The organism is Hwanghaeella grinnelliae (assembly GCF_004005845.1).
GTDB classification, from domain to species: Bacteria; Pseudomonadota; Alphaproteobacteria; order UBA8366; family Aestuariispiraceae; genus Hwanghaeella; species Hwanghaeella grinnelliae.
The window spans coordinates 1-15,213 of record NZ_SADE01000001.1; the positions used below are offsets into that span (position 1 = coordinate 1).

11 protein-coding genes are annotated in these 15,213 nt (G+C 59.0%); 6 read left to right on the forward strand and 5 right to left on the reverse strand.

What is annotated here, in order from left to right; all coding sequences use genetic code 11:
* Positions 1-434: 434 nt before the first annotated feature.
* Positions 435-668 carry an HP1242/YdcH family protein gene (locus EOI86_RS00010; protein ID WP_127763000.1) on the forward strand — a complete coding sequence of 78 codons (234 nt, stop codon included), beginning with the start codon at positions 435-437 and terminating at the stop codon, positions 666-668.
* Positions 669-770: 102 nt separating this feature from the next.
* On the opposite strand, the gene EOI86_RS00015 is transcribed toward EOI86_RS00010, so the two are convergent.
* Positions 771-1,658 carry an isocitrate lyase/PEP mutase family protein gene (locus tag EOI86_RS00015; protein ID WP_127763002.1) on the reverse strand — a complete coding sequence of 296 codons (888 nt, stop codon included), beginning with the start codon at positions 1,656-1,658 and terminating at the stop codon, positions 771-773.
* An 88-nt stretch (positions 1,659-1,746) separates the two neighbouring features.
* Positions 1,747-2,322, reverse strand: a complete 576-nt coding sequence (betI, locus tag EOI86_RS00020) for a transcriptional regulator BetI (RefSeq protein WP_127763004.1) — start codon at positions 2,320-2,322, stop codon at positions 1,747-1,749.
* A gap of 166 nt (positions 2,323-2,488) precedes the next feature.
* Between betI and EOI86_RS00025 the strand changes: the two genes are divergently transcribed.
* Positions 2,489-3,400: an NAD(P)-dependent oxidoreductase gene (locus EOI86_RS00025; RefSeq protein ID WP_127763006.1), complete on the forward strand. Its 912-nt coding sequence runs from the start codon at positions 2,489-2,491 to the stop codon at positions 3,398-3,400.
* 18 nt (positions 3,401-3,418) lie between these two features.
* Here the strand turns inward: EOI86_RS00025 and EOI86_RS00030 are convergent, their stop codons facing one another.
* Genes EOI86_RS00030 through EOI86_RS00040 form a run of 3 tightly spaced genes read right to left on the reverse strand, consistent with a single transcriptional unit; the run spans position 3,419 to position 10,024 of the window.
* Positions 3,419-4,297 (reverse strand): transglutaminase family protein, encoded by an 879-nt coding sequence (locus EOI86_RS00030; RefSeq protein ID WP_127763008.1) that lies wholly within the window; start codon positions 4,295-4,297, stop codon positions 3,419-3,421.
* Between the two features lie 6 nt (positions 4,298-4,303).
* A complete protein-coding gene (locus tag EOI86_RS00035; protein WP_127763010.1) occupies positions 4,304-6,691 on the reverse strand; it encodes a circularly permuted type 2 ATP-grasp protein in 2,388 nt (795 codons plus the stop codon).
* Positions 6,692-6,715: 24 nt separating this feature from the next.
* Positions 6,716-10,024, reverse strand: a complete 3,309-nt coding sequence (locus EOI86_RS00040) for a transglutaminase family protein (RefSeq protein WP_161973628.1) — start codon at positions 10,022-10,024, stop codon at positions 6,716-6,718.
* A 381-nt stretch (positions 10,025-10,405) separates the two neighbouring features.
* Here EOI86_RS00040 and EOI86_RS00045 point away from each other — a divergent pair, with 381 nt between their 5' ends.
* The 4 genes from EOI86_RS00045 to ggpS are packed head-to-tail and all read left to right on the forward strand — an operon-like array spanning position 10,406 to position 15,162.
* Entirely contained in the window at positions 10,406-11,719 is a 1,314-nt protein-coding gene (locus tag EOI86_RS00045; RefSeq protein ID WP_127763014.1) for an MFS transporter, read from the forward strand.
* A gap of 4 nt (positions 11,720-11,723) precedes the next feature.
* Positions 11,724-12,851 (forward strand): NAD(P)H-dependent glycerol-3-phosphate dehydrogenase, encoded by a 1,128-nt coding sequence (locus EOI86_RS00050; protein ID WP_240035533.1) that lies wholly within the window; start codon positions 11,724-11,726, stop codon positions 12,849-12,851.
* A 14-nt stretch (positions 12,852-12,865) separates the two neighbouring features.
* Entirely contained in the window at positions 12,866-13,645 is a 780-nt protein-coding gene (locus tag EOI86_RS00055; RefSeq protein ID WP_240035534.1) for an HAD family hydrolase, read from the forward strand.
* Positions 13,642-15,162 (forward strand): glucosylglycerol-phosphate synthase, encoded by a 1,521-nt coding sequence (gene ggpS / locus EOI86_RS00060; protein WP_127763020.1) that lies wholly within the window; start codon positions 13,642-13,644, stop codon positions 15,160-15,162. The genes EOI86_RS00055 and ggpS overlap by 4 nt, the downstream gene beginning before the upstream one ends.
* Positions 15,163-15,213: the final 51 nt, after the last annotated feature.

A 15,213-nucleotide genomic window follows, 5' to 3' on the forward strand; every position in this document is an offset into this window, starting at 1 on the left:
TGGAGCAGCCCGGTAGCTCGTCAGGCTCATAACCTGAAGGTCACAGGTTCAAATCCTGTCCCCGCAACCAAACATCAAAGCCCCGCGCAATGCGGGGCTTTTGCTTTGTACAACACCCACCGATCGCCGGCGGATGCAAATGCATCCTTGCCTCTCAGGTAGCTCGTCGTTCCTTTGGGCTGCGAGAGCGCCTGTGCGCTCTCGGTCCCGGCGTCACCATAACCTGAAGGTCACAGGTTCAAATCCTGTCCCCGCAACCAAACATCAAAACCCCGCGCAATGCGGGGCTTTTGCTTTGTCGGCATACGCGATCGGATCGGAAAATGAGCCCGCTACACCGTGAAGGAACGGGAACTGCATTTGACGCGCATCAACGACATCGCCCCCGAAATGTCACAGAGTTTTCGAAATTCAGACAGAAAGGGAATCCAAAGATGACGCATACACCACATGATATCGCTGAAGAGTTTCCTGAGCATGCGGATCGTATTCACGCCCTAAAAGCGTCGAACGCGCATTTTGCCAAGCTTTGCGACAATCACCATCGCATCAATCGGGAAATTCATCGCGGCGAGGAAAACGTCGAACCGATGGACGACGCTCATCTTGAAGATCTCAAGAAACAGCGTCTCGCCCTTCTAGATGAGATCGTCGCTTTTCTAAAGTGAGGCCCCGGTCAAAGGCATGAAGCCCGTGTGGCCTCGGTAGCAAATAAAAGTGTGTGTTTGGTGGTTTCCCGCCACCGATCGGGGCCATGGGCATTTAAGCCATCAAACGTCTTGGGTCCCATCGGCCAATGACATCCAAGCGTCCAGGTCGACGGCTTTAGCGTAGTCTTTGTAGCCATCGATGGGCAGCGGGGGGACGGTGAGGGAACCGTGTTCGGCCAAGTGCCGGACCGCTTCCTTTACGGCCCGCATCGCCGCGAAGAGCGGCAGATGCCAGTATACGACCATCTTCACGCCCATGGATTTCCAGTCATCGCGCGAATAGTCGGGCTGTATTGCGTAGTTGTCCTTGTCGACGGCACACGCGATCAAGGGAACTTGTACCGCTTTGGCGATTTTTTCGTATTCCTTGGCGGTATAGAAATCGCCCAGCATGACCGCATCGGCGCCTGCATCTATGTACCGGCGCAATCGGTCGATGACCCCGTCCACACCGTCCGTCCCTTTCGCGTCGCTTCGGGCTATAATCCCCAGCGTCTCGCCGGCGCGGTTGTCGCATGCATTCCGGATGACGCTGGCGAATCCTTCCGGGCTGACTACTTCCTTGCCAGCCAAGACACCGCAGCGTTTGGAGAAGACTTGGTCCTCGAGATGGATGGCACTGACACCCGCGGCTTCGAATTCCCGCACGGTCCGGGCGACATTGACGGGGCCGCCGAAACCGGTATCAGCGTCGCAGATGACGGGCTTCTGGACGACCCGTGTAATGGTGCCCGCGCGGCGTACGATTTCCGCGGCAGTGGTGAAGCCCAGATCCGGATAACCTAAATCGCTTGCCTCATTCGCGAGGCCGGATAAGTACACGACCGGACAGCCGCTTTGCTCAATCAAACGGGCGGACATGACATCATAGGCGCCGGGCGCCAAAACAATGTCCTGTTCGTTCAATACCGCCAGAAGCGTCTTTCGTTTTCGTGTGTCTTTCGCCATTGCCGTTTCCCATCGCTTGGTTGCCGTCGGTGTGTTGTTCTTGTCGACACGGTAGCGGCGGCGGTCAGGTCCATCCACATGGCTTCGGTCACTGCGTTTGTGATGCGGCGTATTGCATCACCATCGCGTGGGCCTTTTCGGCAGGGAGTTCGGCGCCTATCTGCGCCTTTTCGATCCATAACCCGTCCACCATGGCGACGGTTTGACGTGCAATATCCAGGGCCTGTTCCGGTGGCCGTAATTTCCGGATTTCGTGCAGAAGGTTGTTGCGGAACCGCATACGGTTGACCCTCTCCAGCCGCGCGAGTGTCGGATCATGCGGCGCCTGGGCCCAGAAATGAAGCCATGTGATGCAGATTTCCGGCCGGAAAATTTCGGGGTGAAAGTTGCTTCCCAGAATAGCATCGAGCCGGGAAACAGGGTCGGTGGAGGCGTTCAGACTTGCGACCATTTTTCCGCGGATGGTGCGCAGCAGGCTGCGCATCGCTTCTTCCAGAAGGTTCTGTTTGCCGCCGAAATAGTAGTGGACGTTGCCAGTGGACAGGCCGGCTTCGTCGCAGATCCGCGCCACCGTTGTCTCCTGAAACCCGAACCGGTGGATACAGGTCAGCGTGGCGTCGACTATTTTCTGGCGCCGATCGGCGTCGATTGGTTTTCGTCCCATCCATGCCTCCGATACTGATCAGCCTTGAGTCAGGTGTTTCACATGCACCGCATTAAGCTGTTCCAAAGACAGCAACAATTTTATTTGCACGAATGTGCAATAAAGATATTGTCGCCCGATACGCATTGCAGTCAAGCAAGCGCGGATCGGATCAAGGGGGTGCCGCATGCGGATCGCGTTTATCGGACTGGGGACGATGGGGGGCGCGGCCTCGCTGAACCTGATCAAGGGTGGGCACGACCTGACCGTTTGCGATTTGGACCGCAGTCGGGCCGAGGACCACTTGGGACTTGGCGCTACCTGGGCGGCGACCCCGGCCGAAGCGGTTAAGGGTGTGGATGTGGTCTACACAATGGTCTTCGGCCCTAAACAGATCGAAGCCGTGATGCGCGGAGACAAAGGCGTGCTATCGGCCATTGGATCCGGCCAGGTGTGGATCGATATGACCACGAATGAGCCGGAGTTGGCCCGCGCGCTTGCTCAAGATGTTGCGGCAAAAGAGGCTGTGGCGATCGACGCGCCTGTCACCGGTGCCGTCGACGGTGCGCGAAACGGGAACATGACGCAGTTCGCCGGCGGTGATGAGGCGACGGTCGAGCGGCTTAGGCCAATGATGGAGCTTATGGGACCGGTCCATTATATGGGCGGCAACGGGACCGGGGCGATCACCAAGCTGGCCAGTAATCAGCTCTGGGCCATTCACGCCACGGCCATGGGTGAGGCGCTTGTGATGGCGGTGAAATCGGGGGTCGACTTGTCGCGGGCCTGGGGTGCCTTGAAAATTGGCGCTTCCGAGAGTTGGTGCATGCATCACGATGCGCCATCTGTTTTCCAAGGCCATTACGATCCATCTTTTACGCTGGACCTTTGCATGAAGGATCTGGGGCTGATCGTCGGCGCCTGCGATACGGCTGGAACGGAATCGCCCGTGACCCGGTTGGTGCATGACAGGTTCGGGCTGGCCCACCGCACCTATGGCGGCGACAAGGGCGAACTGCATGTGGTAAAACTGGAGGAAGATGCCGCAGGCATATCTCTTCAGATGCAGGGCGATTGGGTGCCCCATTGGGAAAAATGACGCCGGAACTCCGATGGGCTAGGGCAGCGGGATGACGTCGACGGCTTGACTGCTGGTTTGGTCGCCCGATGTACGCATCGCGCCGTTGACCGGGTTGACGTCCGAGTAGTCGCGCCCACGGGCGACGACGATGTGGTCGGACCCGACGACAATCGCGTTTGTCGGGTCGAATTCAAGCCAGCCGAATTCCTTGCCGCACCATGCTCGAACCCAGGCATGCATCGCGTCCGATCCTTCCAGGCGCGGGCCGTTTTCCGGCGGCAGGGTCCTCAGGAAACCGCTGACATAGCCCGCCGGTACGGAAATCCCGCGTAGGCAGGCAATCATTATATGGGTGAAGTCCTGGCACACACCGCGCCTGCGCTCAAAAGCCTCCGCGGCAGGGGTATCTGCCGTGGTCGCGATCGGATCGAATTCCATGTCGTTGAAGAGCGCCGTTCCGATCGAGCAAACCGCCTCCATGGTGGTCATTCCTGGTAAAATGTTGTTTCGGGCATAGGCCGTCATTGTGGGGTCGAGCGCAATGCGCGGCGACTCCCCCAGGAAATGCGCGGGTGCGTTGGGCGCGAGGCTCGACACGCTGTTTGCTTCTTCCGCGATCCGGGAAATCGGAGTTGAGATATCGAAACTTGGTGGGGTTTGTATCCGGTCGACCCTGGCGCGAACCGAACAGCTCATATCGAAATGGCTGCCCGCGAAGGAAACCTCCACCACAGGGTTCCCGAAAAAATCGAAACGGTCAGACCGCTCTGTCGGGACCGGTTCGACGGTCAGGACGCTGGACACGACGCGCTGCTCGCCGTCGAGATTGAGCGGTTGCAGCCGAAGAAGGTGCCGTCCGGCATCCGCGAGCCTTTCGTAGTCGTAGGATATCGTAAGTTTGATGTCATAGAGCATGATGCGTTACCGGAAGTAATGCTGTGAGATAAGCTCGGACAAATCGGAAATTTGACCCGCATGCTGACTGGCTTGGGCCGATGAGAGGCGGTCGGCGGTTTCGACGGCTAATGCTGTGTGGGCCTTCAGGATCGATTTGGACAATTCGGACATTTGCCCGTTCGTATTCGCCCCGGGTAGGTAGTCCACCTGCCGTTTGACCTCTGTGAGGTGATAGAATGCGGAGCGCGGATTCATTTCGTCGAGTGCCAAAAGGTCGACAACGGATTCATGTGTTGAGGTGATGGCGTAGCGGCGGCGATGCGTCATGACGCTGTCCCCGATTTCAATGGCCAGGTCGAGCGCGCCTTCCGGCGCATTCTCGTCCGCCAGTATCGCCACCATTGCCAGGATGCCATAGGCCCGTTCCAACGACCGGCCGATCGTCAGGAAACGCCAACCGGCGAAACGGTACATGTTCTCGTGCACCAGCCCTGAAAACCCGCTCAGCTTGCGCAACAGAACGCCCATCTGGTTGGCCGTTTCCATCCCCGGCGGAAATCCGTCATAGGCCGTATTGGCAACATCGTGCAACGCGGCCCAGCCGTCGGTCGAAAAACGGTCCCGGATCTTTCCGGCGGCACTCATCGCATTGTTGAGAATTTCCCCTAGCCCGGCCGTTCCACTTGAAATGGGCCCATTTAAAGTGGGATCCACACCGTAGGATTGAAGGAAGCCGCTGAGGGATTGGAGCAACGCGGAATTCGTATCGGATGTTTCCGCCAGCCTGACATGATAGGCGCGTAGCATCCGGATGACGAATTCAGCCCTTTCGACGTATCGGCCAAGCCAAAAAAGGTTGTCGGCAGCACGGCTCGGCAGCAAACCGGGTTGGGCGCGCAGATAAGGCTTTTGTTTTCCGTCAAGCACGCCTTCCTTTGAAACCGGATGATCCCGCATCACCCAAACGTCGGAAACGGACCCGCCGTGTTGCATGGTCAGCGCCGTCGGGTCGTCGGTACGGCCGATCCGGGCGTAACCGCCCGGCATCACCTGCCAGCCATTGCCGGTCCGCAGCATGAACACGCGAAGGCTCATTGGCCGGGCGACGATCTGGCCATCGACGAAGGCCGGGGAGGTCGATAACTTGACCGCTTCCTGCCCGACAAGATCAGGGCCACGCGCATTGATCCAGTCCTCGACCGGCATGTCCGAACCATTGGTGAATCGGCCGGCAATCGCGGTTTCGCCGTCTACTTCAAAAGGTAGGCTGATCGACCGCGCCCAGCTGACCATCATCCGGTCATAGTTTTGCAGGACATGCGCGTGTTCAGTCGGCTGACCGCACCACCATGTGGCGACGTTGGGGATCTTTAGGCTCTCGCCGCGCAGGTGTTCGCAGATCCGCGGCATGAATGCCAGAAAGGCCCGCATTTCCAGGACACCGGCGCCAAGCGCATTGATCATGGAGACATTGCCATTGCGGATCGCGTTTACCAGGCCGGGTGTCCCCAATCGGGACTTTTCCTCAAGCTCAAGCGGATCCGCGAACGCGGCATCAAGGCGTCGCCATATTACGCTGATCGGTTTCGGTCCCTCCACCGTACGCATCATCACCTGTCCGCCCTCGACAACCAGGTCTTCCCCTTCCAAAAGGTTCATCCCCAAATATCGTGCGATATAGGTGTGCTCGAAATAAGTGTCGTTCATCGGACCCGGCGTCATTATGGTCGCCTGGTCGAATGCATCGTCGCTCAATTCCCTCAACGTCCGGCGGAACTGACGGAAGAAGCCGGCGAAGCGTTCGATATTCGCTTCCCTGAAATAGTCAGCGAAGGCCAGCGATGTCGCCACTCTGTTTTCCAGTGCGAATCCCGCGCCCGACGGGGCCTGGGTCCGGTCACCCAGAACCCACCAGGTGCCGTCCGGACCGCGGCCGATCTCGAAGGCAAGGAAGTGTAGGAAATTGCCGGATCTTGGCGTCACGCCCACCATCGGGCGCAGCCATTCGCGACTGGAGGCTATGAGGGAAGCGGGCAGGTGCCCGTCGGCGACCAGTCTGTTCGCGCCATAAAGGTCGGCGCAGACCTCCTCAAGCAGGTCCGCTCGTTGGACCAGTCCTTCGGATATCCATTGCCATTCGTCCCCATCGATTAGGACCGGTATGTGGCTCAACGGCCAGGTACGCTCGATGGATTCGTCCGCTCCGTATTGCCGATAGAAAACACCCGCGTCGCGCAGGTATTGGTCGCCCCGCCCGAAACGGTTCAGAATTTCGTCCGTCGATTGACCGGAGACATGGTTGAGGAAATTCCGCCAGACCGGGCGGACGCGGCCATCGGGAAAATACAGTTCGTCCGCGACCCCGTCCGGCGGTTGATAGTTGGCGAGAAGTTGGTCAAGCGGGTCGATCATGGGCGGTGCGTTCGGGGGCATCGTCTAAAGACCCGGTCGTCGTCTGAGGTCGAGTGTCGACGGAAATTCAGGATGCGGCTTTTCCGGGACCGGTTCGTAAAACCCGGGGGTGTGGCCGTGCGGTTCAAACCGCGCCAGCCGACGCGCATCCGCCTCATTCGTGTTGACCGGGAATGTCTCGTAGTTCCTGCCGCCGGGATGGGCCACATGATAGGTGCAGCCGCCGATCGCCCGGCCGGTCCAGGTGTCGAAGATGTCGAAGGTAAGCGGCGCATCGACAGGAAGGACAGGGTGCAGCGCCTTTGCGGGCTGCCAGGCCTTGAACCGGACGGCGCCGACCGCAACACCGGCCGTTTCCGTTTTCTGCAGCGGCACGCGGCGTTTGTTACAGGTGATGATGTAACGATCCACATCGGTCGTGGTCATCTTTACCTGAAGTCGCTCGACGGAACTGTCGGTATAGCGCACCGTGCCGCCGATTGCGCCGGTTTCACCGAGTACGTGCCACGGCTCCAGGGCCTGCCGAAGTTCCATTTCGACGCCTTCATACTCGACCGCGCCGCAGAAGGGGAAACGAAATTCAGCTTGTGCTTCATACCATTCCGACCTGACGGGAAAACCGTGATCGGCAAGGTCGCGCAGGACTTCCAGGAAATCGGTCCAAACAAAATGCGGAAGCATGAAACGGTCGTGCAGAATGGTGCCCCAACGGGTGAGCTTCCCCGTCAAAGGTTCCTGCCAGAGGCGTGCGACCAAGGCACGGATCAAGACCTGCTGGGCCAGGCTCATGCGCGGGTCCGGCGGCATTTCGAAGCCACGGAATTCGACAAGGCCGAGGCGGCCGGTCGGTCCGTCGGGTGAGTACAGTTTGTCGATGCAGATCTCAGACCGGTGCGTATTACCGGTCACGTCGATCAGGGAATTTCGGAGCAGACGGTCCACCAACCAAGGGGGCGGCGCATCGCCTTGGCCGGGCGGTGGGATCTGGTCCAGAGCCATTTCCAACTCATACAGACTGTCGTGGCGTGCCTCGTCAATGCGTGGCGCCTGACTGGTCGGGCCGATGAACAGGCCGGAAAAAAGATAGGACAGGCTGGGATGTCGCTGCCAATGCAGGATCATGCTGCGCAGCAAGTCCGGTCGGCGCAGGAATGGGCTGTCCAGTGTCGTCGCACCGCCGACCACCACATGGTTTCCGCCACCGGTGCCGGTATGGCGGCCATCGATCATGAACTTGTCGGCGCCCAGGCGCGTCTGTCGCGCTTCCTCGTAGACCGTTTCCGTTATGTTGACGCATTCCTGCCAAGTCGAGGCAGGGTGAATATTCACCTCGATGACACCTGGGTCCGGGGCGACGCGGATGACGTTCATCCGCGGGTCGTTCGGCGGTGTGTAGCCTTCGATATGGACCGGCAGACCAAGTTCCTTGGCCGAACTTTCCGCGACCGAGATAAGCTCCAGGTAATCCTCCAGCCGTTCCACGGGCGGCATGAAGACGCAGAGCCGGCCGTCTCGGGGTTCCACCGACAAGGCGGTGCGAACGGCGTCGCTGTCTTTGTCCAATTGCTGGTCGACACGTTCTTGTCCCGGCTCCGCGGCGGTGAAGCTGGCACGGGCCTGATCGATTTCGTCAAACTCGGGAAGCTCGCCCCTCGGTTCGGTCGGATCCGCGGGATGGATATACGGGTATTGCGCTTCGGACAGGTGCGGCAAGGCTTCCAGCGGCAGGCGGAAACCGACCGGGCTGTCACCCGGCACCAAGTACAAATGCCCGCGGCGCAGTTTCCACTTTTCAGACCGCCAGCGCGGGCCCTTGCTTTTCGCCTGCCAACGCTGAATCGGCAGGACATAGCCGGACGGGTCGGTCAAACCGTGGTCGAAGACCTTGGCGATACGATGGCGGGCCTCAGGGTCCTTCAGCTCAGAATTCTGCGGCGTCACGTTTTCAGGCAGGTTGCCTTCCTTGATGATCCATTCGGCCGGATCCTCATAGGCCGCTACGACCAAATCGCTGTCGAGGTCCAGGCGCTTGGCGATTCCGTTCAGCAGTTGCTGTGCCGCTTCGGGCGTCGCGCCGGTATCCGCGTCTTCCTCCGCGACAAGATCCGCGTTTTGCCAGATCGGCTTGCTGTCGCGCCGCCAATAGAGGGAGAAGGTCCAACGCGGCAGGCTTTCACCCGGATACCATTTGCCCTGCCCGTAATGCAGGAAGCCGCCGGGGGCGAAACGGTCGCGCAACCGCCGGATCAGGGTGTCCGCCAAGGCGCGCTTCGTCGGTCCGACCGCCTCGGTGTTCCACTCCTTGGCTTCGAAATCGTCAATCGACACGAAGGTGGGTTCACCGCCCATTGTCAGGCGCACGTCGTTCGCCGTCAGGGTCTCGTCGACCTGTTCACCCAGCGCGTTCAGGGCCTGCCAAGCGTCATCGGAAAACGGCTTAGTGATGCGCGGGTGCTCGGCGACCCTCTTGATCTGCATATCAAAGTCAAAATCGACAACCGCCGAACTTGCCGTGCCTGAGATTGGCGCGGCATTGCGGAAATGCGGTGTGGCCGCCAGCGGGATGTGACTTTCCCCGGTCAGCAGGCCGGAGGTCGGGTCTAGACCGATCCAGCCGGCACCTGGCATGAAAACCTCCGCCCAGGCGTGCAGATCCGTGAAGTCGTGGTCCGTGCCGCTGGGACCATCCAGGGCCTGTAGGTCCGGCTTCAATTGGATCAGGTAACCGGAAACGAAACGCGCCGCGAAGCCCAGGTTTCGAAGCACCTGAACCAGAAGCCAGCTGGAATCGCGGCATGACGCCTTGCCGATTTCCAAGGTTTCTTCCGGCGTTTGTACGCCCGGCTCCATGCGGATGACGTAATCAATTTCATTCGAAATGCGCGCGTTCAGATTAACGAAGAAATCGACGCAGCGCTGCTCGGACCGATCGATGCTGTCCATAAAGGTCTGCAGCCTGGGGCCGACCGGTTCCGGCGTGCGGTAGATCTGCAGGTCGGACAGATAATCTTCACTGTATTCGAAGGGCCAAGTTTCCGCTGACTCCTCGACGAAGAAATCGAAGGGATTATAGACCGTCATGTCTGCGGTCAGGTCGACTTCGATCATCAGTTCCATGACAGGTTCCGGAAATACGAAACGCGTCAGCCAGTTACCGTACGGGTCCTGCTGATGGTTCACGAAGTGGTTTTCCGGCGACACTTTCAGGGAATGCGAGATAACCCTGGTCTTGGAGTGAGGCGCAGGTCTCAACCGGATTATTTGCGGGCCCAGCGAGACCGGGCGGTCATACCGATAGTGGGTCTTGTGGTAGATGCTGGCTTTAATCGACACGATTGAGAATCCGCATTTGTTTGCAACGCAAAAAGCACTCAAACATTTCATATATGGCAGGCTTTTCCAAAGGTATTCGTGTGTTTCGCGCGTTGGGAGGCCGGTGCTGAATGCTTCGTTGTTCGAAAAGTACCGGAAAAACTCATCGCGCCTGAACATCAGCGCGATTTCCCGGTCGGACAGGCGGCAGAAATTTTTTGGATCTTGAGGAACAGTTGTGCGACCCCTGCAAACCTGCGCGATAGCGATATATCGCACATGCGAACAAAAATGCTGCAGTTGCGAAATAAAGCGCATCGATTATACTGGGCTGTGGAATAAACAACGTTCAGGTGACGTTATCTTAGTATTTCGCAGACGAAATGGAGGTGAGCCCACCTCATGCTAGCAACATTGGTACGTATAACTCCCTTCACGATGCTGCTGTTGAGCGTTGCTTTGCTGATGTTGGGCATCGGGCTTCAGAACACTCTACTTGGCGTGCGCGCCGGCCTTGAGAGCTTTTCCAGTATCGAAGTCGGCAGCCTGATGGGCTTCTACTTTTTCGGCTTCCTGGCGGGATCGCTTCTGTCGCCGGTTTATGTTTCCAGGGTCGGCCATATCCGGACTTTTGCCGGTTTGGCGTCGCTCGCTTCCTGCGCTGCACTCTTGCATCTGGTCTTGATCGATCCGGTTTCCTGGAGCGTCTTCCGCTTCGTTACGGGGTTCTGCATCGCCGGTCTCTACCTAGTGGTGGAAAGTTGGCTAAACGGCCGTGCGGAGAGGGATTTCCGCGGCGTTCTGCTGTCGGCCTATTTCTTCGTCAATTTGGGCGCTGTCGCCTTTGGACAGTTGTTGTTGCAGGCGGATGATCCGGAAAGCTACGAGCTTTTCATCTACGCCTCGGTTCTCGTCTCCCTTGCGATTTTACCGGTCGGCCTTACCCGGACGGAAGCGCCCGCAGCAACCCGGACGGCCAAATTCAGTTTCGCGCTGTTGTCGCGGATTTCTCCGTTTGCCCTGGTTGGAACTGCTATGGCGGGCATCGCAAACGGTGCGTTTTGGGGGCTGGCGCCGCTCTATGGCGTTCAGACAGGCGCATCGTCGGACGATATTGCGATTGCCATGACCGTGACGATCATTGGCGGGGCTGCCCTGCAGTTGCCGCTTGGGCGTCTCTCGGATCTCGTCGATCGTCGGATCGTTATCAGCTTTGCGAATGTCGTCCTGGGCCTTCTGGCGGTGGTGATCGCATTGGAACTGTTTTCCGGCACGACATTGATGCTTGCCTTGGCCTTTCTGTTTGGCGGCTTGTTGTTGACCCAATACGGGTTGTGCATCGCGCATGCGAACGACTTTGTCGCGGACGGTAATTTTGTCGAACTCGCCAGTGCATTGCTGCTGGTCTTCGGTGGTTGCGCGGCGATCGGCCCGATCATCGGGTCTGTCTTCATGACGATCTTCGGCCCCTATGCTTTGTTCTGGTTGATATCGGCCTGTGCGCTTTCCAGCACCGGATATGCATTGTGGCGCATGACGCGTCGTGAAGCTGGGGACTCACGCAGCGCTCAGGCTTTCGCGCCGACCTCGGCGGGGCTGTCCGGTGCCATCCTGGCCCCGACCGAAGCTGAATACGAAGGCACCGATGACGATGTGCCGATGGAACCTTTCGCAATCGATGAGACGGAAACCGAAGCTGCAACCAAAGAAGGGTAAGCCTGTGAACGCTATTGACCAATGGACGACGCCACCTCGCAAATTCGAGACGATCGCCATTATTGGCGCTGGTGCTTATGGCACGGCCCTGGCCTCCGTCGCGGCGCGGGCCGGGCGTCGGGTTCGGATTTTCGGCCGACGTGCGGAAACGGTGAACGATATCAACAAAAACCGCCGCAACAGCGCCTATCTGGGCGATGAACCGCTTCCCGAAGGTATCGAGGCTTTCACGGATTTGAAGGCCGCCTTGTTGGGGGCGGATGCCGCGCTTCTCGTCGTTCCCTCGGCCGGGATTCGCGAGATGTCGTGTGCCATGCGGCCGCACTCAAGCAGGTCAATGCCCGTCGTGATCTGTGCCAAGGGGATTGAGCCGAACTCGGGGCTTCTTCTCAGCGATGTGGTGCGGGAGGAAATGCCCGGCCAGCCGGTCGCTGCGTTGTCCGGACCGACATTTGCCGACGAAGTCGTCGCCGACATGCCGACCACCGTCACAATTGCGGCGGAGCTTGCGCCGGGCGAAACGCTCGAAGACGGATTGGCCGCCCGGCTGGCACTATCCTTAAGCGCGGGTTCGTTCCGGGCTTATGTTTCCGACGATCTCATTGGTGTCGAAACTGGCGGCGCGATGAAGAACGTGATCGCTATCGCCTGCGGCATTTCCCGGGGCGCCGGGTTTCGTGCCAATATGACGGCGGCGCTCATCACCCGTGGTCTTGCTGAAATGACTCAACTGGCGACGAAACTCGGGGGTAGCGCCGATACCATAAGCGGGCTTTCCGGGCTTGGTGATTTGACGTTGACGTGTTCGAGCGAACAGTCGCGGAACCTGCGATTTGGGCTGCAGCTCGGCGCCGGTGCCAAACGCGAACAAACCTTCGATGGCGCGCCGGTCATTGTCGAGGGCGTGCGCAATTCCGTTTCCGTCACCGACCTTGCCCGCAAGCTTGGGCTTACCTTGCCGATCTGCGAGGCCGTGCGCGCGATCGTTCACGACAACGCGGACATCGTCACCACGCTCGGCATGCTTTGGTCCCGCCCGTTGGAGGCGGAATCGCACGAGATCGACGTGACGATCGGTCACCCGAACGCGTCCGAAGCGCGCGAGAAAATAGAAGGGCTGATTGGATGTTGATACGGCGACAAAACATGGACCCGGTTTTCACACTAGCAACGGATCTCGATGGGACTTTCCTCGGCGGGTCCGAAATGGAGCGCCAATCCCTCTACAATTGGATCGAAATGCACCGATCCGTCGTGGAGCTCATTTTCGTAACCGGCAGGGACCTGCCCTTCATCGAAGGGGCCTGTGCGGAAGGTATCATGCCCTGGCCGGATTTCGTCGTGGGCGATGTCGGAACGACAATCGCGGTCCATGACTGGAACACCAACCGGCTTACTCCGGATGATGCGCTGGAAGCGCCGATTGCCGCCTTGTGGGGTGACGGAGTCGCGGACATTCAGGACCACCTGGACGCGGCCCCGGGGGTTGAGCCGCAGGACGTCGTTTTCCGACACAGAATGAGTTACCACTACGATCCCGAACATTTCGATCCCGCGACCCAGAAGGTGATCGAGGCGGCTGGCTTCGACTGTCTGATCTCGGACAATCGTTTCCTCGATATCTTGCCGAAGGGCGTCAGCAAGGGCCCCTCTCTGCTGCGCCTGCTTGAGGCGCGCGGCCGGGCACGCGACGCCGTGCTTGTCGCCGGCGATACATTGAACGACTTGTCGCTTTTCGAAACCGGGCTGAAGGGCGTTGCCGTGGGCAACAGCGAGCGTGGTTTGTTGGAAAAGATTGCGGGTCGGGAAAATGTGCATGTGGCGCAGTACCACGGTGCGGGGGGCGTGCTGGAGGCGATCGACTCATTTGGGTTTGCCGACACAGTGGCACGTGCAATCGAAACTGAAATGGAGGTGCCGGCATGAGTGAAAAGAAATCCGATCTTGTTATCGTCTATCATCGTCAACCCTATGAGGAAGTTGTCGAAGACGGTGTGCTGGTGCGGCGGGAAAACAAAAGCCCCAACGGCATCGTTCCGACATTGAAAAGCTTCTTCGGTCATGTGGACCAGGGTTCCTGGATCGCCTGGAAAGAGGCGTCCGATCCCAGCCAGCCCGATTTCGAGCGGGTCGTGGAAATTTCAGATGCCTATGGCGACTATCGCGTGGCGCGCCTAGCGCTGTCGCCGGAGCAGGTTCGCAGTTTCTACCATGTTACGTCCAAGGAAGCTCTTTGGCCGGTGCTGCATGCCTTCCGGGAACGCTATAACTACGACCCTGTCGATTGGCCGACATTTCGTGAAGTGAATTATGCCTTTGCCCAGGCGGCGGCGCAGGAAGCTAGCGATGATGCGACCATATGGGTGCATGACTACAATCTGTGGCTCGTGCCCGAATATCTCCGCCAGATGAAGCCGAACGCGAAAATCGGGTTTTATCACCATACGCCGTTTCCGGGGCCGGATATTTTCAACGTTCTGCCCTGGCGGCGGGAAATCGTCAGTTCCCTGCTTAAATGCGATGTCGTCGGTTTCCATATCGCGCGCTACGCACAGAATTTCGCGGCTGTTTGCGAAAGCCTTGTTGAGATCGACGCGGTGGAACGCGCGCATGTCGACAATGTGGACGATGAACTGCGTGGCGCGCTTTCTGAATTGAAAACACCGGTCGCGCTGACCTACGAGGGGCGCCGTGTCCGGGTCGTCGCGACGCCTGTCGGCATCGATGTGGGGTTTGTCGAGGACCGGGCGGAACAGGCCGAGACGTCGGAATTGGAAAACCGGATCGAGGAGGAATTGGGCGGCAAACGCCTGCTGCTCTCTGTCTCGCGGACGGACTATACCAAGGGCGGCGTCGAGTTGTTGAATGCCTATGAACGCCTGCTGGAACGCCGTCCGGAACTGCATGGCAAGGTCAGGCTGTTGCTTGTTTCGGTTGCCGCGAGCAACGGAATGGCGGTCTACGAACAGGTGCAGCAGGAACTTGAGGGGCTGGCGGGGCGGATCAATGCTCGGCACGCCCAGTTCGATTGGCAGCCCGTGCATCTGATGTCGACGCCGATCCCGTTTCACGAACTGGCAGCCTTCTACCGGCAGGCGGATGTCTGTTGGATCACGCCGCTGGCCGATGGCCTGAATCTGGTGGCCAAGGAATTCGTTGCATCGCGGACGGATGGTGGCGGCGCGCTCGTGCTGTCGGAATTTGCCGGTGTATCCGTCGAATTGCCGCATGCCGTGCTCTGCAATCCGTTCTCCACCCGGTCCATGGATCATGCCATCGACCAAGCGCTCGACATGCCTGAGGAAGAACGGCGCCAGCGAATGAAGGAAATGCGGTCGGTGGTGAGCAACCATACGATCGGCGATTGGGCGGATGATCTGCGCACGGCAATCGCCCAACCGAAGTTGCATTCCTTGAGTTTCGATGACAAAAAAATCGCCTGAAAGACATAACCAAAAAGCCCGGTTCGCCGGGCTTTTTTTGTTCTTTGTGTG